The sequence below is a fragment of the Arundinibacter roseus genome, assembly GCF_004348825.1.
Taxonomy (GTDB): domain Bacteria; phylum Bacteroidota; class Bacteroidia; order Cytophagales; family Spirosomataceae; genus Arundinibacter; species Arundinibacter roseus.
The window spans coordinates 1-19,887 of record NZ_SMJU01000016.1 but is presented as its reverse complement, the minus strand read 5'-3'; the positions used below and the strand labels follow the sequence as shown (position 1 = coordinate 19,887).

Annotated in this window: 19 protein-coding genes, 1 rRNA gene and 1 riboswitch; of the genes, 13 read left to right on the top strand and 7 right to left on the bottom strand. The window is 45.9% G+C overall.

The window, feature by feature from the left end:
- Positions 1–397 precede the first annotated feature (397 nt).
- On the top strand, positions 398–1,870 hold the full coding sequence (locus tag EZE20_RS20325) for a type III PLP-dependent enzyme domain-containing protein (RefSeq protein WP_132121184.1): 1,473 nt from the start codon (positions 398–400) through the stop codon (positions 1,868–1,870).
- Positions 1,871–2,005: 135 nt separating this feature from the next.
- Here EZE20_RS20325 and EZE20_RS24150 read toward each other — a convergent pair whose 3' ends face one another.
- Complete coding sequence (locus EZE20_RS24150) at positions 2,006–2,167, bottom strand: hypothetical protein (RefSeq protein ID WP_165933539.1); 162 nt, start codon at positions 2,165–2,167, stop codon at positions 2,006–2,008.
- Between the two features lie 88 nt (positions 2,168–2,255).
- Between EZE20_RS24150 and EZE20_RS20320 the strand changes: the two genes are divergently transcribed.
- The gene (locus EZE20_RS20320; RefSeq protein WP_132121182.1) at positions 2,256–3,452 is read left to right on the top strand and encodes an MFS transporter; all 1,197 of its coding nucleotides are present in this window, start codon (positions 2,256–2,258) and stop codon (positions 3,450–3,452) included.
- Here EZE20_RS20320 and EZE20_RS20315 read toward each other — a convergent pair.
- Both EZE20_RS20315 and EZE20_RS20310 read right to left on the bottom strand, forming a co-directional pair.
- Positions 3,417–3,953 (bottom strand): D-glycero-alpha-D-manno-heptose-1,7-bisphosphate 7-phosphatase, encoded by a 537-nt coding sequence (locus EZE20_RS20315; RefSeq protein WP_132121180.1) that lies wholly within the window; start codon positions 3,951–3,953, stop codon positions 3,417–3,419. The two genes, EZE20_RS20320 and EZE20_RS20315, sit on opposite strands and share 36 nt — an antisense overlap.
- Before the next feature lie 2 nt (positions 3,954–3,955).
- Positions 3,956–4,594, bottom strand: coding sequence for a Crp/Fnr family transcriptional regulator (locus EZE20_RS20310; protein ID WP_132121179.1), 639 nt, complete (start codon positions 4,592–4,594; stop codon positions 3,956–3,958).
- A 93-nt stretch (positions 4,595–4,687) separates the two neighbouring features.
- Between EZE20_RS20310 and EZE20_RS20305 the strand changes: the two genes are divergently transcribed.
- Entirely contained in the window at positions 4,688–5,083 is a 396-nt protein-coding gene (locus EZE20_RS20305; protein ID WP_132121177.1) for a VOC family protein, read from the top strand.
- Positions 5,084–5,148: 65 nt separating this feature from the next.
- Here the strand turns inward: EZE20_RS20305 and hemE are convergent, their stop codons facing one another.
- Together hemE and EZE20_RS20295 are read right to left on the bottom strand one after the other, a co-directional pair.
- A complete protein-coding gene (gene hemE / locus EZE20_RS20300; protein WP_132121175.1) occupies positions 5,149–6,180 on the bottom strand; it encodes a uroporphyrinogen decarboxylase in 1,032 nt (343 codons plus the stop codon).
- 159 nt (positions 6,181–6,339) lie between these two features.
- Positions 6,340–8,793 (bottom strand): TonB-dependent receptor, encoded by a 2,454-nt coding sequence (locus EZE20_RS20295; RefSeq protein ID WP_132121173.1) that lies wholly within the window; start codon positions 8,791–8,793, stop codon positions 6,340–6,342.
- Between the two features lie 171 nt (positions 8,794–8,964).
- Positions 8,965–9,060, bottom strand: a riboswitch (TPP riboswitch).
- A 182-nt stretch (positions 9,061–9,242) separates the two neighbouring features.
- Here EZE20_RS20295 and EZE20_RS20290 point away from each other — a divergent pair.
- The 5 genes from EZE20_RS20290 (at position 9,243) to EZE20_RS20270 (ending at position 12,413) form a co-directional block, all read left to right on the top strand.
- Positions 9,243–10,187 (top strand): ring-cleaving dioxygenase, encoded by a 945-nt coding sequence (locus EZE20_RS20290; RefSeq protein WP_132121171.1) that lies wholly within the window; start codon positions 9,243–9,245, stop codon positions 10,185–10,187.
- A gap of 59 nt (positions 10,188–10,246) precedes the next feature.
- Positions 10,247–10,888, top strand: coding sequence for an alpha/beta hydrolase (locus EZE20_RS20285; RefSeq protein ID WP_132121169.1), 642 nt, complete (start codon positions 10,247–10,249; stop codon positions 10,886–10,888).
- 19 nt (positions 10,889–10,907) lie between these two features.
- Positions 10,908–11,204: a muconolactone Delta-isomerase family protein gene (locus EZE20_RS20280; RefSeq protein WP_132121167.1), complete on the top strand. Its 297-nt coding sequence runs from the start codon at positions 10,908–10,910 to the stop codon at positions 11,202–11,204.
- 118 nt (positions 11,205–11,322) lie between these two features.
- Positions 11,323–11,793 carry a ribonuclease domain-containing protein gene (locus EZE20_RS20275; protein WP_132121165.1) on the top strand — a complete coding sequence of 157 codons (471 nt, stop codon included), beginning with the start codon at positions 11,323–11,325 and terminating at the stop codon, positions 11,791–11,793.
- A 170-nt stretch (positions 11,794–11,963) separates the two neighbouring features.
- Positions 11,964–12,413 (top strand): barstar family protein, encoded by a 450-nt coding sequence (locus tag EZE20_RS20270; RefSeq protein WP_132121163.1) that lies wholly within the window; start codon positions 11,964–11,966, stop codon positions 12,411–12,413.
- On the opposite strand, the gene pnuC is transcribed toward EZE20_RS20270, so the two are convergent.
- The gene (gene pnuC, locus EZE20_RS20265) at positions 12,407–13,030 is read right to left on the bottom strand and encodes a nicotinamide riboside transporter PnuC (protein WP_132121161.1); all 624 of its coding nucleotides are present in this window, start codon (positions 13,028–13,030) and stop codon (positions 12,407–12,409) included. The two genes, EZE20_RS20270 and pnuC, sit on opposite strands and share 7 nt — an antisense overlap.
- 258 nt (positions 13,031–13,288) lie before the next feature.
- Here pnuC and mfd point away from each other — a divergent pair, with 258 nt between their 5' ends.
- Together mfd and gldJ are read left to right on the top strand one after the other, a co-directional pair.
- On the top strand, positions 13,289–16,639 hold the full coding sequence (mfd, locus tag EZE20_RS20260; protein WP_132121159.1) for a transcription-repair coupling factor: 3,351 nt from the start codon (positions 13,289–13,291) through the stop codon (positions 16,637–16,639).
- 100 nt (positions 16,640–16,739) lie between these two features.
- The gene (gene gldJ / locus EZE20_RS20255; protein ID WP_132121157.1) at positions 16,740–17,987 is read left to right on the top strand and encodes a gliding motility lipoprotein GldJ; all 1,248 of its coding nucleotides are present in this window, start codon (positions 16,740–16,742) and stop codon (positions 17,985–17,987) included.
- Between the two features lie 54 nt (positions 17,988–18,041).
- Here the strand turns inward: gldJ and EZE20_RS20250 are convergent, their stop codons facing one another.
- Positions 18,042–18,740, bottom strand: coding sequence for a ComF family protein (locus EZE20_RS20250; RefSeq protein ID WP_132121155.1), 699 nt, complete (start codon positions 18,738–18,740; stop codon positions 18,042–18,044).
- Between the two features lie 65 nt (positions 18,741–18,805).
- Here EZE20_RS20250 and EZE20_RS20245 point away from each other — a divergent pair, with 65 nt between their 5' ends.
- The 3 genes from EZE20_RS20245 to EZE20_RS20235 all read left to right on the top strand — a co-directional run.
- Complete coding sequence (locus EZE20_RS20245) at positions 18,806–19,156, top strand: carboxymuconolactone decarboxylase family protein (RefSeq protein ID WP_132121153.1); 351 nt, start codon at positions 18,806–18,808, stop codon at positions 19,154–19,156.
- On the top strand, positions 19,153–19,506 hold the full coding sequence (locus EZE20_RS20240; RefSeq protein WP_132121151.1) for a hypothetical protein: 354 nt from the start codon (positions 19,153–19,155) through the stop codon (positions 19,504–19,506). Before EZE20_RS20245 ends, EZE20_RS20240 begins: the two co-directional genes overlap by 4 nt.
- Before the next feature lie 263 nt (positions 19,507–19,769).
- A 16S ribosomal RNA gene (locus EZE20_RS20235) occupies positions 19,770–19,887 on the top strand; the annotation flags it as partial.

Here is a 19,887-nt window from a genome sequence, read left to right as displayed (position 1 = left end):
TTATATTTAAGAAAATATGACTGAATTAAATAAAAACAAGAGATTAAGTTTCCAGACAACTTTTTAACAAAAATAAAATACTGTACTTTTCCGTTAATTAGTTGAAAAAAATTAAGTGTTCAGAGAGGGGCATTATACTAATCTTGACGTTTTTTCGTTTCTGGGAATCGTTGTTAGGGAGCTTAAAGGTAAAAGGAGGCATAACCTGTGTGCAATTAGAAAAGGACGAACAGGAAGTTTTTGAGGATGGAGTAGAAAATAATGCGGATGAAACAAAGTAGGCCTGGAATGATTTAGGCCCGAACGATGTTTGGAAAAGAAGCATATTACCATCAAATTTGTAGTCCCTGCCCGTAAAAAATCAGCCATTTAATCATTTTGTGTCTCGTATAAAGGAATGAAAAGTTACATTGACCTGATTCAGCAAACGTTCGAGTTTCCTACGATGGAATTTCACGTTGATGAAAATAATGAATTGCTGTTCAACAATGTACCCCTGATGGACATCATTAAGGAACACGGTACGCCCCTGAAACTGAATTATCTTCCCAAGATTGGGGAGCATATCGAAAATGCCCGGATGTTTTTCCGGAATTCGTTTAAGCGGTTTAACTACAAGGGAAGTTACACCTATTGTTATTGTACCAAATCCTCGCATTTCAGTTTTATTCTGGAAGAGGCGCTGAAACATAACATTCACCTCGAAACGTCTTCTTCGTTTGATATTCCGATTATTCGGGAGCTCTATCGGCGCGGGAAGATCAGTAAATCGACCTTTATTCTGGCAAACGGCTTCAAACGCCCGCTGTATACGCAGTACCTCAGCGAGCTGATCAACGAAGGCTTTAATGCTATTCCTATTCTGGACAATCTCAAAGAAATCGAGACCTACGAGCAGTCGGTGACGGCGGAGTCGGTGAGTTTCGGCATTCGCATTGCCACGGACGAAGAGCCAAACTTTGCTTTTTATACCTCTCGTTTGGGCATTCGCTACAACGATGTAAATCAGCTGTATAAAGAAAAAATTGAGTCGAATCCCCGGTTCAAGCTCAAAATGCTGCATTTCTTTATCAATACGGGCATTAAAGATAGCGCGTACTATTGGAGTGAGCTCACGCGCTTTATGTTTAAGTATTGCGAAATGCAAAAAATGTGTCCCGACCTCGATTCAATTGACATTGGCGGCGGACTTCCTATTCAGACCTCGTTGCAGTCGAACTACGATTATCAGCAAATGATCGATGAGATTGTAGAGAACATTCAGTGGATTTGTAACAAAAACAACGTTCCCGTTCCGCATATTTTTACGGAATTTGGCAGCTACACCGTCGGCGAAAGTGGTGCCGTGGTGTATAAAGTAATTGACAAGAAACTGCAAAACGACAAGGAGCTATGGTACATGATCGACGGTTCGTTCATTACGCAGCTACCCGATTCGTGGGGCATGAATCAGAAATATATCATGCTGCCGATCAATAATTGGGATAATCCCTACCAAAAGGTCAACCTCGGCGGCCTTACCTGCGACTCACAGGATTTTTATAATACCGAAATGCACAGCGCGGATTTGTACATGCCGATTTTTGGAGATGACGAAACGCAGTACATCGGATTTTTCCACACAGGCGCTTATCAGGAGTCGTTGGGCGGCTACGGCGGCATTCAGCACTGCCTGATTCCCGCCCCACGGCACGTATTGGTAGACCGCGACGCCAACGGCCGCATCACAACGCAGGTATTTGCCAACGAGCAGGACAGCGAAAGTATGCTGCGCATTCTGGGTTTCAGAGATGAGTCGTACGTGCGGGCCGAAGTAGCTGAGGAAGCAAAAGAAGAAGAGACGACAGAACTCGTAGAGACAAAAAACTAGCCGTGCCGGACAACCTGCGGCTAATGTGTTCGTTAGTAAGCCAATACCGAAGTGTATCCGGGCGTTGGCTTACTCATTTAATGGCATTATCTTTGCGTCAGGAACCTATGTACCGGTACAGTTTTACACCTATATTTAATCAATTAACAGGATGAAAAAGGTTTTAATTTTCTTGATTGTGGGCGGAATGTTGATGGCTACCTCCTGTACCCGGAAACAGTGCCCCGCGTACGGTTCTTCTTCGCAGCCTACTTCAACGCCCGTCGCACAGCGTGCGTAGGGTTTTACTTTCCACATTCTGACAGCTTTTTCATAGCTTCTTTTTTATCAAAGACGGCCTAAAATCAGTGAGGGTTTACACTTCTCTGGTTTTTTCCACTACGGCATGCATTCAATTCTGACCCCCGCGCGCGTCATTTCGTTTTCACTTTTTCTGATCACGCTCGCGGTCAATGTCTCCATGCCGCTGTTTCGCCCTTACGCCGAAGCGGCAGGGCTGACAAACGGCCAAACGGCGCTTGTACTTGCGGCCTATATTCTGGGAATGTTGCCCTGTTACGTGTTTTTGGGCGGCATTTCGGATGCCGTAGGCCGAAAACCCATCCTGATCTTAAGCCTTTGCTGTGCGTTGGCCGCCGACCTGATTATTACAGCATTTCCAACGGTATATGCCCTTGTTTTTGCCCGGCTTTTTCAGGGCATTGCTCTTGGGCTAAGCATGGGTACCGGCACGGCTTACCTTGCCGAAGTACTTCATCCGCACCCGCAGGCGGCTTCGAAGGCGGCGAATGCTGCTTCGCTTTCTACGGCTTTTGGATTTAGCGGCGGTGCTTTTCTAACCACAGTTGCGCTCCTGATTTTCTTCACATTTCGGCCTGTCACCTACTATTTTGTCAGCGCTCTAACGCTCGCAGGGCTTCTTGCAGCTTTTACTTTGCCGGCGATTCCGCCAATTGGCGGCAAGATTTTGCGCCTGCCTTATTTTCCCAAAGGCTCTCTGCCGATCAATTTATCCATTGCGATTTGCTGGGCAACGGGCGGAATCGTGATTGCCGTACTTCCCAGCCAATTGGCTACGTTTGGCTACACGGCCTATGCAGGATTTTGCCTGGTTTTGGTCAACTGGACGGGGGCTTTTTTGCAACCCTGGATACGCAAAAACTTTCATCCGGCGACCTCCCTTCGCATTGGATTTTGGCTTATGCCCCTGGGTATGGGGTTGGTGGTTTTGGGGAGTTACGTGACGAACATCTTCGTTATTCTGGCAGGAACGGCCATTATTGGCTCGGCGGCCTATGGTTTTAGCTATCAGGGAGGGTTGGCGCTCATTTCGCAGGCGGGAGGCGTGCAGCGGTCAAGGGCGGTGGCGGGATATATGTGTACGGGTTATATCGGTTTCGGGATTCCGGCCATCGGCATTGGGTATTTGGCCGATTATTTCGGACTCGTCGGGGGTTTATTGGTTTTTGAAATTGCGGTGATACTTCTGAGTTTGTATCTTTTCTTTACATTCAAACAAACCTCCACCACTACCGTTAGCAGCATTTCAAACACTATCAGTCTCGACAGAGGAGGTAATTAGTTTTGCAGCCGTCAGCAAATCTGCCGCCTGAAAGTCCGGCTCAGATGAAACGTCTTCCGACTTTCGAATCAGCACAGTTCGCACGCCTGCTTTTTTACCCGCCTCTACATCCGACATCCGATCACCGATCATCCACGATTGGGCAGGATCAATGCGATGTTTGGCCATAGCTTTTTCAATCATCAGCGAGTCAGGCTTGCGACGAAGCGACTGCGACGAATAGTCGGGATGATGTGGAGAAAAGTAAAGATCGTCCAGCGTTACACCGCACAATTCCTGCATGAGTTGATGCACCGCCCGTACGTCTGCGGCCTCGTAGTCGCCCTTGGCAATACCCGCCTGGTTGGTAATGACGATGAGTAAATAACCCGCTTCTTTTAAAAGTCGCAGGGCTTCGGGAACTCCATCAAGTAATATTACATCTTCGAGGCGATAGGTATAGTACTGTTCATCGGCATTCAAAACACCATCCCGATCCAGAAACACACATTTATTTTTCATGTCTAATTTACCAATTCCACCCGATTGCGTGACAGGCGCACTTGTCCTAACTTTTCGAGCTGTTTCAAAAGTCGCGACACAACTTCCCGAGAGGTGCCCAATTCAAGCGCGATTTCTTCATGCGTTGTTTCTACTACCGCCGAGGAACTCAGATTTGCTTTGCGCTCGAGGTAATGCCACAGGCGTTCGTCCATTTTCCGGAAAGCAACCCCATCAATCGTGGCAAGCAGATCATCAAACCGGCGTTGGTAGGTTTGAAACACAAAAGAGCGCCAGGTAGAGTACTTGGTCACCCATTCTTCTACATTCTGAACCGGCAGCATGATTAGTTCGGTAGGCTCCTCGGCCACAGCCCGCACTTCACTTTTGCGGGCATTGAGGCAGCACGTCAGAGACATGGCACACGACTCACCGCTTCCGAGGTAGTACATCAGAATCTCCCGTCCTTCTTCATCCATTCGCAGGATTTTGATAGCCCCACTTAGAATTATAGGTACCGAGCGAATATAAGAGCCGGGCGTCATGAGCACGTCACCTTCTTTCAGCAAAGCGTAGTGGCCTTTTTCGGCAAGTTCTTCTACCAAAGCAGGCTCGAATCTTCCCTGAAATTGCTCTACATAATAGGCTGCTGTTTTTTTCATGGCAAAGTTTTTTTAAGAGTAAGGGGAGCGGTTCCTGAAAATAGCCCCGCAGAATTAGTACCGGTTTGCGTTTTAATATATTGAATCATTTCCATGAAATTTACTCAAATTAAGGAAACCTGTCTGTACGTAGAGGATCTTGAACGAACAAAGATCTTTTACTCAGAACAACTAGGACTGGAAATAATTTCCTTCGTTACGGATAGCCATGTATTTTTTCGGGCAGGAAGCTCGGTGCTGCTGTGTTTTTTGGCGGAGGTTTCGCGCGCCAAAAAATTTCCGCCCCCGCACTATGCCTACGGCCGTCAGCATCTTGCCTTTGAAGCTCCCGAAGGCCATTATGATGCCTTACTTCGGGCCGTGAAAGAACGAAATATTGATGTGTATCATCACGAAACATGGGCACGAGGGACACGTTCGTTCTATTTTGACGATCCCGATGGGCATGTGCTTGAAATTCTGGAATGCGGTGTGTGGGATGCGGATTAAATCGGAGTTTCGTAAGCCGATCCTCCGATTAACCAACCATTTTTCTTTCCTGGAAATTTCGTGCTTTATACCTGCGAAAATTCTTTTACGGCATCAATGAAGCAACGCACATTGTCGGGAGGAGTGTCGGGATAGACGCCGTGTCCCAAATTAGCAATGTACCGCTGCGTGCCAAACTGATCGACCATTTTTTTGACTTCGTTACGAATCTGTTCAAAGGTTCCATAGAGTGCACAGGGGTCAAGATTTCCCTGCAGGGTTTTGCCGGGAATCAACGCCCGCGATTCCTGCACATCCATATTCCAGTCCAGCCCAACCACCGCACACGACAGTTCCCCGATTTCTTTACGGGCAAAGAAAGCGCCTTTGGCAAAAACCGTCACCGGCACATGCTCCGAAAGTGCTTCGCAAATCTGTTTGATATAAGGCAGTGAAAAAACGCGGTACTGCTCAGGAGAAAGAATGCCTGCCCACGAATCAAAAATCTGGACCAAATCTGCCCCTGAAATTACCTGCGCTTTGAGATACGCAATGGTGCTGTCGGTTATTTTTTGTAGAAGAATATGTGCAAACTCAGGATCAGTGTACAGCAGTTTTTTGGCAATAGAGAACGTTTTGGAGCCTTTTCCTTCGGTCATGTAACAGAAAATAGTGAACGGAGCCCCCGCAAAACCAATAAGCGGCACGCGACCATTCAACTCTTTTTTTACAATTTTCAAGGCATCCAGCACATAGCCCAAATCGGCCTCGGGATCGGCTATTCGCAAACTTTCGAGGTCTTTGAGAGTGCGGACAGTCCGCGGAAACACGGGCCCGCGCTGTTCTACCATTTCGTAGGGAAGACCCATGCCTTCGGGAACGACCAAAATATCCGAGAAAATAATGGCCGCATCAACCCCAAGAATATCGACGGGCTGAATTGTGACCTCCGCAGCGAGTTCGGGCGTGGTGGCCAACTTTATAAAACTACCGGCCTGCTCACGAACGGCCCGGTATTCGGCAAGGATACGGCCTGCTTGCCGCATCGTCCACACGGGCACGCGCTCCACGCGCTCTCCGCGAGCGGCCCTGAGTAAAAGATCGTTTTGTAAGTTCATGCCGCAAAGGTAAGCAAGATGGGCGGCTGCTTTGCCAGGCGTCAACGGAATTTCTTGAAAATGATGTACAGCGTACATCTTCTATTTTTTACCAACAAGGAGTTCAGAATGACTCTAAACTCCTTGTTGATAAATAGCTAAGTAAAATTTCTTCTTTTTTTAAAATTTCAGGGTCAGGCCGAGCAGGAAATTACGCCCCGCCTGCGGATAGTAAAAGTTCTCCTGAATGCGGCCGCCGTAGATATACCCGTAGGTGTAGCCGTTAGAAGCGTAGGTTTCGTCCAATACGTTGTTGACCAGGGCGGTCAGCGATATTTGCTTCGCCCAGGTTGGCGTTAGGGTCCATATAAGCCGCAGATCATTGGTCAAATAAGCATCCAACGCCCGGTCGGCGGAGGAGGTATTATCGAGGTATTGTTTGCCAACGTATTTGGTTAGAAGCGCCAATTCGACATTTTTAACCGGCGTATACAAGAGCTGACTACCTACAATGAGCGCAGGAGAAAATGAAATATCGGTTTTTCCATGATTGATTTCCTGGTAACCTCCTTCGTCATAATCTACAACGTACTCCGTAAAGTTGGCAATTTTATTTTGGCTGAAAGTTGCGTTCACGTTCCATTTCCAGCGATTGTTCAAGGCAACGCCCGCTTCGAGTTCCAGCCCCATGCGGTAGCTCTTCGGCACATTGACCCGGATAGAATTCCCGACGTCGTTTACCTGCCCGGTTAGCACCAGCTGATTTCTATAATCCATGAAATAGTAATTTGCCGAAAAAGCCAGTCGGTTAGTTTGCGTCCTGAATCCGGCTTCCAGGTCACGCAGCGTTTCTGCTTTGGGAACTATGTCGGCAGCAGCTTCCGTAAAATCGTCCCGATTTGGTTCACGGTTACCAATGCTATATGAGACATAAGCCGTGCTGCGCTCCGACAGTTGGTAGTTCAAACCAGCTTTCGGATTAAAGAATGTAAACGGTTGGTCAAAATCATGCTGCCGCTGCTGATTGTCATTTCCGGAAACTGTATGTCTCACGCTGCGAACCTGTACATCGCCGAAGGCATTAAGCTTTTCAGTAAGTTGGTAGTATACTTTTGCATACAGGTTAAAATCCTTTTTTATGCCTTGATTATAGTAGTACCGCTGCCGGATGTTGCTGTTCCCGGCATTGCGCGCCCAAATTACCTCCCCGAAATGATCGCCGTCGTAGGTGTTCCACCCGCCGCCAATATTGGCTGTCAGCTTCTTAAAATTCGTATAATCGAACGAAAACGTGGTACCGTAAAAGAAATTATCGAGCCATCGGCGACGAATTAAATCAGACGTGGCAAGGGTTTGATCGCCCAAAACAAGTGGCTGAATGCCATAGGTTTCCAGATCGTCTTCATCCCGAAACTGCTCATAAAACCCTTTGCCACGCACCACAAATCCATTCAGGTTGAAGGTGAGATTTTTGCTCAATGTATGGGAAGAAACCAATTGGTAATGATCCTGCTTGTAATCGTCTACCTCATTTTCGTAGGTATAAAAATTATAAGTTCGGCTATCGGAGTTGAGCAAATTTTGGGCGTCGCGGTTGTTCAGTCCGTTGCGGTCAATGTAGGCAAGCATGCCTTCGCGGTCGCCTTTGAGGCGCGACTCGGGCGTGCCATACCACGATTGGTACGTCACTTCTTTTCCTGAAAAAACGTTGAGCCGGACAAAGCTTTTCTTACCAAAATACCCTCCGGAAAGATAGTATGACTGTAAATTGCTTTCAGCCCGGTCAATAAAACCATCAGAAACAACCTGAGAAAGCCGGGCATCGACCGTAAATTTATTATTCAGTAAACCCGTTCCGGCCTTAACCGTGTGCCGGCGCGTGGCAAACGAGCCAAAGGAATTGGATAGTTCGGCATAAGGCTCTTTGCGAAATTCGTTGGTACTGACATTCACCGTGGCCCCAAACGCCCCGGCTCCATTGGTAGACGTACCCACGCCGCGCTGAATCTGAATGCTGCTGACCGAAGAGGCAAAATCAGGCATGTTGACCCAAAATACTCCCTGACTTTCAGCATCGTTGTACGGAATACCGTTAATAGTCACGTTGATTCGGGTCGCATCTGTTCCCCGAATCCGTATGCCGGTATAGCCTACACCCGCTCCGGCATCAGACGTACTGACAAGCGAGGGCGTAAAGTTGAGAAGTACCGGAATATCCTGACCAAGATTCTGTTTTTCAAGCGTTTGAGCTGATACATTCGTGTAGGCTAAACCCGAGTGGTCGTTGGTACGAGTTGCGTTTACTACTACCTCATCGGCGGTAAAAATAGAACGGGAAAGCCTCACAACGGGATTAGCGGAAAGCGTACTTATTGGCAAACGCAGTTTTTCGTAGCCTACGTACGAAATGTCGAGGTACTGAACTTGCTCCGAAATTGAGGATAAAGAGAACTGTCCGCCAGTATTAGTGGTTGTTCCCCGGTATTCGCCGGCCCGGACAGTGGCGCCGGGCAGAGGATTTCCATCCTGAGCATCAACTACTTGCCCGGAAATTGTGGCCTGCTGAGCCAACGAAAATGTGTGCATTGCCCAGGTTAGGGCAAAGACTAACAGATAGGTCGTAACTTTTCGCATTGCGAGATAAAGTTTACGATAGGCAAGGGGCCAAACCTATCCTGAATGAAAAATATAGTACAACTACTGACGTACGCCTGTTTAAATCTTAGATTTTTGCAACCAATCCATTCACCGGGCTGCGCACACCGGGGGGAACCGAAAATTGTTTCAAAAATGTAGCTATTTTAACACGACGAATCGTCTCATCCCTTCGCCGGCATTACCCGGATCAGGTTCAATGGGTATGATCTCAGCCCGATTGGTAGGGCACCCCTTTTGAGATTTTCAGCTGCAAAGATAGGGCAGTACTTTTTTAATTTTTCAGTATTTTTTTTAAAATTTATACAAATAAAATTTAAACATCTTGTAAATCAGCAAGTTATTCTAAAAAAGAAAACAATAGGAAACTAAATGGTTTAATTATATGTATATACATTAAATGTTTATACACTTAAATTTATTTTTTCATGAACACGCTGATCAATGGCATCCACCACGTCACTTCACTGGCGAGTGATGCACAACGTAATGTAGATTTTTATGTAGGGATCCTGGGCCTGCGCATGATCAAAAAAACGATAAACTTTGACGCACCGGATGTGTATCACCTGTACTACGGAGACGAAAACGGCACGCCGGGGTCTGTGCTTACGTTTTTTCCGTACGCCGGGCTTAGCCGTGGGCGCAAAGGAATTGGTCAGCTGACTTATACGGCTTATTCAATCCCCGAGGCATCGTTGAGTTTTTGGATGGATCGTTTGGTTTCCTTCGGAATTCCGTATGCCGGACCGTACAAAAGATTTGACGAAACGTACCTGCGGTTCGAGGATTTTGACGGAACTGGCATTGAGTTAGTAGCCAATCGCGCCGATGTTCGTCCGGGTTGGGATAATGGAAAAATTCCCGTAGAATTTTCTATTCGGGGTTTTCACACGGTTTCGCTGAATGAAAATAACATAGACCGTACGGTTTCTTTGCTCACCAACGTGATGCAGCATACCTTAGTGGCAGAGGAAAAAGATCGATTTCGGTTTCAGGCCGGTGCGGGTGGTTCAGGCAGTTTTGTGGATGTACTTTTCTCGCCCAACGAGGTGCGGGCGCTTCAGGGCGCAGGCTCCGTACATCACGTGGCCTTTTCGACAGATAGTGATGAAACTCAACTTGAAATCAGAGAGCAGCTATTGAGTTCAGGCTATCAGCCCACGGAAGTCCTGGACCGGAATTATTTTCACAGCATTTATTACCGCGAGCCCGGAGGTATTTTATTTGAAATAGCCACCAATCCGCCGGGATTTACAATCGACGAACCGCAGGAATCTCTGGGTTCGGCCCTGAAACTGCCGGAATGGTACGAGCCACGCCGGGCAAAAATCGAAGCTGCTTTACCGGTTTTGGTGGCAGAGGCAAAATAAATTTTTCGAGTAGAACTTATCCCGGGACCTTCTGTGGTTCCGGGTAAATTTGAAAAAATATGCAACTACAACATAATCCCGCTCATAGAATTTCACGTGGAGCCCCGCTAAGCAAAGCAGAAAAAGTGATGCTGATGGTACACGGGCGCGGAGCTTCTGCCGAAAGTATTTTGTCATTATCAGAGTACTTTCCCGATCCAAATCTGGCTTTTGTGGCTCCGCAGGCTACTCAAAATAGCTGGTATCCATACTCATTTATGGCGCCTACCCAACAAAATGAACCTGGATTATCGTCGGCTTTGGGCGTTCTTGGTACGATCGTTGATGCACTTCATAACGAGTACGGCTTTGCCTACGAGCACATCTATTTACTGGGTTTTTCGCAGGGCGCCTGCCTTGCCCTTGATTATGCAGCGCGTAATCCGACGCAATACGGCGGGGTTTTTGGATTGAGCGGAGGACTCATAGGACCGGAAGGAATGCTACCTGACTATGGAGGAAATCTTGCTGGAACACCCGTTTTTCTGGGATGCAGCGATGTCGATTTTCACATTCCGAAAGAGCGCGTTCAGGAATCTGATGCCATTTTTAAGTCATTGAATGCAAATGTTTTAACAAAACTTTATGAAAATTTTGGGCACAGTATCAACGATGACGAGCTAAAAATTGTTAATGCTGTACTTGCAAGTGGTTCTTTCTGACACCTAATACTAGTTCCGTATGAGTCAATTTATGGTAGAAATACAACTCCCGTCGGTCCTGACCGAGGACTTTGCCCGGAAAATTCCGGCGCAACGGAAAAAAGTAAACGAGCTCATGGAACAGGGGACGCTTATGTCGTATGCCCTGACGGCCGACCGCACCCGGCTATGGTGTGTGGTACATGCAGACAGCGAGCTGGAAGTAATGGCAATTATGTCCCAATTCCCCTTGATTGACTACATGGAACCTGTAATTTCGGAGTTGATGTTCAATAATGTTGTGGCCCTTCGGTTGCCGCTTTTTTCTTTAAATTAAGCAAACAAACATTTTATTTTGTTCAAAAAACCCTTTCTCTTCGTATTGTAGAAAGGGTTTTTTATTATTTCTTTAAAAATTAATCCTCCCGAACTTTACCTTAAAAGCTTTCCTGAACATGAAATTTTTCCATAACAATTTCACGTTTTTTTTCTTGTTGATCCTGACATCATCGCTAAGTGGCTGTTGGTCTACTACGGAGCGTTCCTCAGCGCAGGTGTATCAGCAGGAGAGGGCAGCAGCCCAAAAACCACTTGTGCTGTCAGATGAAACAGCGAGTCGCGAGGGCCGAAAGAAATCGACTGCAAATGCTCAGATTCCGGCAAAGGTTTACGAAGTACTGGACTATGTACGGATTCACGGACGAGCGCCGGAAGGATATGTCGGCGGACGGAAGTTTGGAAATTATGAAAAACGCTTACCGCAAAAGACGGCCTCAGGACAATCAATGAACTACCGGGAATGGGACGTAAACCCGAAAGTTAAAGGCAAAAATCGGGGTGCGCAAAGGCTTGTTACCTCTGCGGACGGACGGGCGTGGTACACAAAGGATCATTATTCCACGTTTATTGAAATCGAAACCGAATAAAATGCTTTGCTCAAATACGTTTACGCGTTCCATTGGGTAAATTTGTGAGTTACCTTTTACTCAAAAATGCGTGAAAGTTGCGAAGAGATGAATAAATTTCAGGATTTTCCGGAGGGTCAAGTTGCGAGCGACCCGAAGACTGATTTTTGAAAAAGACTAATTTTATACGAATGAAAAGTACTCATTTTTTATTAATTGACGCCCAAACAAACCCTTCCACGGCTTTTGCCGATTGGTACATTGCTACCGTCGATGGCACTCAGGCCACTTCGTTGAAGGCTTTTTATGAGCAACTCGGTCGTGCGCTCGACTTCCCGGATTATTTTGGTTTCAACCTCGATTCCTTAGATGAGCTTCTCAATGATTTGCAGTGGATTGACGAAGAAAAAATAGTCATTTTCATTCAGAACAGTGGCGATTGGCTGCTTCATGAAAAATCGGATGGGAAACTTGGCACTTTGCTCGACCTGTTGGAGGCATCAGCCGAAGACTGGAAGTGGCTTGATGAAGATCAGGAAGAAGATTTTTCCAAAAAAGAACTTCGTATTCTCTTTGACGACAGCTCACGGATTCGGGCCATTCTGGAAGAGCAGGAAATTCCGTTTAGCCTCGTTCAGTAGCTTTCAGGAATTGCTGATTCTGCCAAAGATCGCTTCCACTGAAAATATCCGATCACGGCCAATCCCAGAAAAACGGCATAAAGCAAAGCCGTCAGATGCAGCTCTTTGTAAATATACATTCCAATGTAGCAGGCATCGGCCACAATCCACAGAAGCCAGTTTTCCAGATATTTACGCGCCATCATCCATTGTCCCAACAGGCTGGCAGCCGTCAGGCCCGAGTCAATATAGCTCAGACTTGCATCGGTGTAGCGGTTTAATAAATAGCCCCAACCCAACGTGGCTACGCAAAAAATAGCAATAAAAAGTCCATATAGCCGCCGGGGCGTAAAGCTTACGGGCAATGCTTCCTGATTGGTGCCCCCATAAAGCCACATCCATGCGCCATATATGCTCGTAAAAAAATAGTACCCTTGCAGACCCATGTCAGCGTATAGCCTTGCCTGCCAGAAAACTACTGCATAAAGTACTGCGTTGATAATTCCGAAAAACCACCCCCACACATTCTGACGGGTATTGAGGTATACGCAAATAGCACCCGTTACAAATCCCAGGATTTCGAGGGGAGTCGTGGCAAACTCAGCAAGTGTAAGCGGTTGATTCAGCCATTCCAACATGAGGTATGAGGGTATATTAAATTTAAGTGAAAGCTCTTTTTTTGCTACAAACCACTTTATATTTGTCCAAAGGCACTTTTTTTACAAACCGGCTTTGATCCACAAACAGATAGCACCGGTAACAAATGTAGGAAAAGAGTTGTTATTCAGGTTGCCGACGAGGGAATTTTGCCTTCGACGGCTTTTTGTGTTTTTACTGATTTTCAGTCAGAGCGAACGTATCGCTACTTAGTTAAAGGTTTCTAACGTACTCATTTCTTGGAAGTAAAAGATTTTCTAACATTATACGCCAACGACAGCTACATTCAGTTGCTCGTCAATCAGATTCAGTCGCAGGCACCGGCTGATGCTCACGTACAAGTCAAAGGATTGGTTGGTAGTCTTGATGCGGTTATTGCCGCCACGGTGCATAACCGGCACCTGCCGCAGCTTTCACTGTATGTTCTCAGTGACCGCGAAGAAGCTGCTTATTTTCAGAACGATATGCAAAGTTTGCTGGGAACGGAGGACGTACTTTTTTATCCTACCTCCTACAAACGCGCCTATCAGTTTGAAGAAATTGAAAATGCCAATGTTCTGATGCGGGCCGAGATTCTGAACAAACTGAACGTCAGCAAACCCGCTCCTTTACAAATCGTTACCTATCCTGAGGCACTTTTTGAGAAGGTAATCAATAAGCGTTCTCTATTAGCAAATACCTTTTCGGTGAAGGTTGGCGAAAAGCTTGACCCGGCTTTCATGACTGAGTTTTTGCATAACTATGGTTTTGAACTAACCGATTTTGTTTTTGAAGCCGGACAGTTTTCTCTTCGGGGAGGTATTGTAGATGTTTATTCATACGCCAGCGAATATCCGTATCGTATCGAGCTTTTTGGCGATGAAGTCGAAAGCCTGCGCTCGTTTGATCCTGAAACCCAGCTCTCGGTAGAAGCCGTACAGCAAATCAATATTGTACCCGATATTCAGAAAAAACTGGAATACGAAACACGCGAATCGTTTCTGAGTTTTCTGCCCGAGTCAGCGCTGATTTGGTTTAAGGATGTAGAATTGACGCTGGAAATCATTGAAAACAATTTTGAAAAAGCCCAACTTGCCCTGGCCGAAGTAACGGGTGGCGGCGTGCAAATTGTATCAAATCCTGACACTCTCTTTGAAACCCGTCGGGGTTTTTTGAACAAGGTAAAGGAGTTTAAAACCATCGAATTTGGCCGTCGGTTTTATTTCAAAAATGAAAATAAAATTCAATTTACCTCCAAACCTCAACCGTCTTTTAATAAAGATTTTGAGCGACTTCTGGGAAACCTTTCCGAAAATCAGGGCAAAGGGTACCTGAATGTACTTGTGGCCGAGCAGCCTCGTCAATTGGATCGACTCGAACGAATTTTTGAAGATCTGGATCCTTACGTCAAGTTTCGCCCGCTGAGTATTGCGCTGAGGGAAGGCTATATTGACGAGCAACTGAAAATTGCCTGCTACACGGATCATCAGATTTTTTCCCGTTTTCATAAATACCGGATCAAGGTAAAGTTCAACAAGTCCAAAGCGATTACCCTAAAAGAACTCAAAACGCTGCAACCCGGCGATTTTGTAACGCACGTAGACTATGGCATCGGGCGCTTTGCGGGCATGGAAAGGCAGGAAGTAAACGGTCAGGAACAAGAGGCCGTCAGGCTGGTATACCGCGACAACGACCTGCTGTACGTAAGTGTACATAATTTGCATAAAATTGCCCGCTACACCGGAAAAGAAGGAACACCTCCGGCCATGAGTAAGCTGGGATCAGGGGAGTGGGAAGCCAAAAAGAATCGGGTCAAAAAGCAACTGAAAGACATTGCCAAGGAGCTGATTGCCCTCTATGCCAAGCGAAGAGAAGCGCCCGGTTTTGCATTCATGAAAGACAATTATATGCAGGCCGAGCTGGAATCTTCCTTTTTGTACGAAGATACGCCCGATCAGGCCAAAGCGACTAACGACGTCAAAGACGATATGGAAAAAAGCCATCCTATGGATCGGCTCGTGTGTGGTGATGTAGGTTTTGGAAAAACAGAAGTAGCCATTCGGGCCGCTTTCAAGGCCGTTTGTGATAGTAAACAGGTCGCCGTACTCGTACCAACTACCATTTTGGCCATGCAGCACTTTAAAACATTCAGTGAACGCCTTGCTGACTTCCCGGTGCGAGTTGGCTATATCAATCGGTTCAAAAGTACCAAAGACATCAAAGAAACGCTGAAACAAACGGCCGAAGGCAAAATTGACATTCTGATTGGCACGCACCGAATCCTGAATAAAGATGTGCATTTTAAAGACCTTGGCCTGCTTGTGGTTGACGAAGAGCAGAAATTTGGCGTAAAGGCGAAAGATCGTTTGAAAGAAATGCGCATCAACGTAGACGTGCTAACGCTCACGGCGACGCCCATTCCACGCACCCTTCACTTTTCGCTGATGGGCGCCCGCGATTTATCCGTCATTGCTACCGCTCCGCCTAACCGTCAGCCTGTGACAACCGAGGTACACTCATTTAGTGAAGAATTTATTCGGGATGCGCTCAGTTTTGAGTTAAATAGAGGCGGACAAGTATTTTTTGTGCACAATCGGGTCAATGATATTGAGTCGATTGCCAACATTATTTTGCGCCTCGTACCCGATGCGCGCATTGGTGTTGCGCATGGCCAAATGGAAGGCGACCGGCTCGAAAAAGTGATGATGCTATTTATTGAAGGCGAATACGACATTCTGGTTTCGACCAATATCATCGAATCTGGGATTGATATTCCAAACGCCAACACTATCATTATCAACTCCGCACACATGTTTGGTTTGTCGGATCTGCATCAGATGCGCGGCCGGGTAGGACGCTCCAACCGAAAGGCTTTTTGTTATTTGCTTACACCTCCGACATCGTTGCTTTCCAACGACTCTCGCAAGCGCCTGCAAACCCTGGAAGAGTTTTCGGAACTTGGGGATGGTTTCAAAGTAGCTATGCGTGATTTGGATATTCGGGGTGCGGGTAATTTGCTGGGAGCCGAGCAAAGTGGTTTTGTAAATGACCTTGGGTATGAGCTTTACCACAAAATGCTCGATGAAGCAGTGAAAGAATTAAAAGAGAATGAATTTAAAGATCTCTTTGCAACATCCCTTACCGTTCCGCAAAACCTGCTGCCCGACTGTCAGATCGAAACCGATTTGGCCACGCTCATTCCAGAATCCTATGTAAAGAATATTTCGGAAAGGTTATCGTTATATACCCGGCTCGACAATCTCAAAGGTGAGTCAGATCTTTTGGCTTTTGAAGCAGAGCTAAACGATCGATTTGGGCCCTTACCGCTTGAAGTTCAGAATCTTCTGAAAACAGTGCGCTTACGACTGGAAGCGGAAATCCTGCATTTTGAAAAATTGACTTTAAAAAACAATACCATGAAAGGATACTTCGTTTCTTCCCAGAACGACAAATTCTTTCAGTCTCCTAAGTTTGGCAAAGTAATTGATTACATTCAAAAACATGGAAAACAGACCGCGCTGAAAGACACGAAAGGCAAACTTATCCTGAGTTGCTTTGATGTTAAGTCAATTGATGAAGCCCGAAGTATTCTTGAAGAACTGAATAGATAAGGCCCGATGCGTACTGAATAGATAGAAACCTTCTATCTTTGCGAGCCGTAATAAAAACAGACATACTATAAATTTAAGCAACTTAAAAGCAATGATTTGCATGCGTAGTATTGGTATCCAATCGCTTTCCCTGGTACTTATGGTATTGGTGGTGGCAAGTTCCTGTAAGAAAAAAGACCCGACAAGTCTTAAACCCGGCAAGACTAGTTCCAAAACCGGAATGGCCTACAATGCGAAAGATGGGTTTCAGGTAAAGCAATACAAAGCGCTTCCCGCTGGCCCTGATTTGGTATTTATTGAAGGAGGACGTTTTACGATGGGGTCTTTGGAAGAAGATGTGATGGGCACGCGCGACAACCTGGAACGTACCGTCAGTATTCAGTCATTCTATATGGATGAGACCGAAGTTGCCAATATTCACTATCTCGAATTTTTGGACGCCGTACAGCGTGACTCTTCGGAAGAATTTTACCGCCGCGCCCTTCCTGATACCAACGTTTGGTTTAACCCGTTGTCATTCAATGATTCCTATGTAAATATGTATCTTCGCCATCCTGGTTTTCGCCTCTATCCAGTCGTAGGTGTTTCGTGGGCGCAGGCAACGGATTACTGTACCTGGCGTACCAATGCTGTAAATCAATCCATGAATGCGCAGGGAACAGCCGCTGGTAAATCCAAAAAGGGAATTTCATTGGGTAAGAAAAAGAAAGAAGCTCAGGCCGAAGTTGCATCTGCCTCCGCACCATCTACCATGTCTGTCGAAAGCGGGTATGTTCTCCCCAACTACCGTCTTCCAACCGAGGCTGAGTGGGAATATGCCGCCAAAGGTATGATCGGAACACAATATGCTGACGAAAACCAATCCAACCAACGGATTTATCCCTGGGACGGATCGACGCTTCGTCAACCTCGTGGACGCAAACAAGGTACTATGTTGGCAAACTTCAAACGAGGACGGGGTGACTATGCCGGTATTGCCGGACGATCAAATGATGGCGCCATCATTACGCAGGAAATTCGTTCCTATCCTCCTAACGACAATGGTTTGTACGATATGGCCGGTAATGTCAACGAATGGGTACAGGATGTTTACCGCCCACTTTCTTACATGGATTTCAATGACTTGAACTCTCTTCGTCGGGACGGCTACATGGATGAAGCCAAAAATTATGATTCAAAAAATAACAATTCTTTAATAAACGATAAGATTCGCGTGTACAAAGGAGGATCGTGGTCGGATGTAGCCTATTGGCTATCCCCCGGAACCCGCCGGTTTATGGATCAGGATTCGTCTACCGCTACCGTAGGTTTTCGCTGCGCCATGATTTCTACCGGAAGAAATCGATAGTTCTTTTAACTTAACATTTTCTGTTATCCTATATAATGACACTAGCCGTGTGCTCTACTGAGCCGCGGCTAGTGTCATTATATAGAGCGAACGGCAACCTGATTCAATCAATACATCTATACAGCCTTGCAGCGTTGCGCCTGTTGTCAAAACATCATCTACCAGGATTATTTTCTTCCCGGCAACCGATTCCGGTGAATTGACCGCAAAAACTCCCTGCATAGTTTCTCGTCTTTCTATTTTGCTCTTTCCGGTTTGAGTTTTTGTATATACCGTACGCTGAAGTACCACTCCTGACCACGGAACTCCCGAAATCTCCGAAAGCCCTTCTGCAAAAGCATCGCTCTGATTATAGCCACGTTCCGCCTTTCTTTTAGGATGCAAGGGAACACTTAGAATAAGGTCTGCTTCTGGAAAACACTTTCTTTCCTGCATCTCCTGAACCATCATCGTTCCAAGAAGAATGCCAACCTCCGGGACCCCTTTATATTTAAGTGCCTGAAGTAAATGTTGAACCCTTCCTTTTTTTGTAAATGCCAGAAAGGCAAACACCTCCTGCACCTCGCTGTTGCCAGCAAACTTTCCTCGTAATACATCTTTCTGAAAACCTGCATCAATGCGGGGCAAAGAAATCCTGCAGGCTGTGCAAATTAGCTTTTCATTTCCAAGCAAAGCTGTTTCACACGCCTCACAGCAACGTGGAAATAAAATGTCCAGAAAATCATTCCAGTAGAGGGCAAGTTTGGCATTCATATAAACTCTTTCGTAAATCTGTCCGTTATACTTATTCGTGGCAACAAAAATTTAGCTTATAATCAATGGATCTTGTAGACGATTTTAATGAGTACAGAAGCCGAATGAATGACAAAATCATGCAATCGGACAATCTGATACTAAAGCGCATCTTCAATTTAGATACAAATACTTACGCACCTGGAACTGTCGACGTGGCAACCAAAGAAATGATCGGCCTTGCCTGTTCCATGGTGTTGCGATGCGACGATTGTGTAAAATATCATTTGGGTAAATGTAAGGAATTGGGAATCACAGACTCTCAGATTCAGGAAGTATTTTCGATTGCCACGCTCATAGGAGGCACTATCGTAATTCCTCACCTACGCCGGGCCTTTGAATATTGGGAAGCTTTACCTGCAACTACCCCCTCATGAACAGACACGATCTACCTATAGATACTCAGTGGGCAGAATTACTAAATATTCTTGAATCATCGGTAGGTAAAAAACCCGGCGACCTGAACGGCGTGCTTTTCCTTATAGGTGTACAGGAATTAGGAAAAGGAGCCCTTCATTTTAGTAAAGAACAAAAGCAGGATCTCATGCATATAGGCATCTGTCGCATCCTGAGCCTATCCGGATACTATGAATTTCAGGGTACAGATGCCGACGGATGGCCTCATTGGGAATTAGTTCGTGCATTGCCGCAAGGCGATCTTTTAAGTCAGGAGTCCTTACTTAAAATGCATGTTTTAGAGTATTTCAAATCCATTGAGATGTTCTAGTAAAAATATTTTTACAAAATCATTTCTGATAATCAAGCGATTAAATAAATATCATATTTTTTTTCTTCAAAGGACTTGCATCTAAAAAAAAAGGCTTGCACCTTTGCACTCCCAATCGGGGAAACGGGTAAGACGAACGAGTTTTGCCACTAGTTTTAAGGAGACTTAAAGCGCCGTTCTTTGACATGATGAAGAGAAGCACAAGATGTAGTGTATAAAGACAGGTTGCTATTTTCGGATAGCGGCCATACAATAAGTAATTTACTATGGAGAGTTTGATCCTGGCTCAGGATGAACGCTAGCGGCAGGCTTAATACATGCAAGGCGAGGGGGCATTTCGGTGTCACCGTCGTACGGGTGCGTAACGCGTATGCAACCTAC

Bases quoted from the DNA above. Each gene is read 5' to 3' on its own strand.
- EZE20_RS20310 (WP_132121179.1), bottom strand. From the start codon at position 4,594: ATGAAAAAAACAGCAGCCTATTATGTAGAGCAATTTCAGGGAAGATTC.
- EZE20_RS20290 (WP_132121171.1), top strand. From the start codon at position 9,243: ATGAACACGCTGATCAATGGCATCCACCACGTCACTTCACTGGCGAGT.
- pnuC (WP_132121161.1), bottom strand. From the start codon at position 13,030: ATGTTGGAATGGCTGAATCAACCGCTTACACTTGCTGAGTTTGCCACG.
- EZE20_RS20305 (WP_132121177.1), top strand. From the start codon at position 4,688: ATGAAATTTACTCAAATTAAGGAAACCTGTCTGTACGTAGAGGATCTT.
- EZE20_RS20270 (WP_132121163.1), top strand. From the start codon at position 11,964: ATGAAAAGTACTCATTTTTTATTAATTGACGCCCAAACAAACCCTTCC.
- EZE20_RS20250 (WP_132121155.1), bottom strand. From the start codon at position 18,740: ATGAATGCCAAACTTGCCCTCTACTGGAATGATTTTCTGGACATTTTA.
- gldJ (WP_132121157.1), top strand. From the start codon at position 16,740: ATGCGTAGTATTGGTATCCAATCGCTTTCCCTGGTACTTATGGTATTG.
- EZE20_RS24150 (WP_165933539.1), bottom strand. From the start codon at position 2,167: ATGTGGAAAGTAAAACCCTACGCACGCTGTGCGACGGGCGTTGAAGTA.
- EZE20_RS20285 (WP_132121169.1), top strand. From the start codon at position 10,247: ATGCAACTACAACATAATCCCGCTCATAGAATTTCACGTGGAGCCCCG.
- EZE20_RS20295 (WP_132121173.1), bottom strand. From the start codon at position 8,793: ATGCGAAAAGTTACGACCTATCTGTTAGTCTTTGCCCTAACCTGGGCA.
- EZE20_RS20245 (WP_132121153.1), top strand. From the start codon at position 18,806: ATGGATCTTGTAGACGATTTTAATGAGTACAGAAGCCGAATGAATGAC.
- EZE20_RS20325 (WP_132121184.1), top strand. From the start codon at position 398: ATGAAAAGTTACATTGACCTGATTCAGCAAACGTTCGAGTTTCCTACG.
- EZE20_RS20240 (WP_132121151.1), top strand. From the start codon at position 19,153: ATGAACAGACACGATCTACCTATAGATACTCAGTGGGCAGAATTACTA.
- hemE (WP_132121175.1), bottom strand. From the start codon at position 6,180: ATGAACTTACAAAACGATCTTTTACTCAGGGCCGCTCGCGGAGAGCGC.
- EZE20_RS20275 (WP_132121165.1), top strand. From the start codon at position 11,323: ATGAAATTTTTCCATAACAATTTCACGTTTTTTTTCTTGTTGATCCTG.
- EZE20_RS20280 (WP_132121167.1), top strand. From the start codon at position 10,908: ATGAGTCAATTTATGGTAGAAATACAACTCCCGTCGGTCCTGACCGAG.
- EZE20_RS20320 (WP_132121182.1), top strand. From the start codon at position 2,256: ATGCATTCAATTCTGACCCCCGCGCGCGTCATTTCGTTTTCACTTTTT.
- EZE20_RS20315 (WP_132121180.1), bottom strand. From the start codon at position 3,953: ATGAAAAATAAATGTGTGTTTCTGGATCGGGATGGTGTTTTGAATGCC.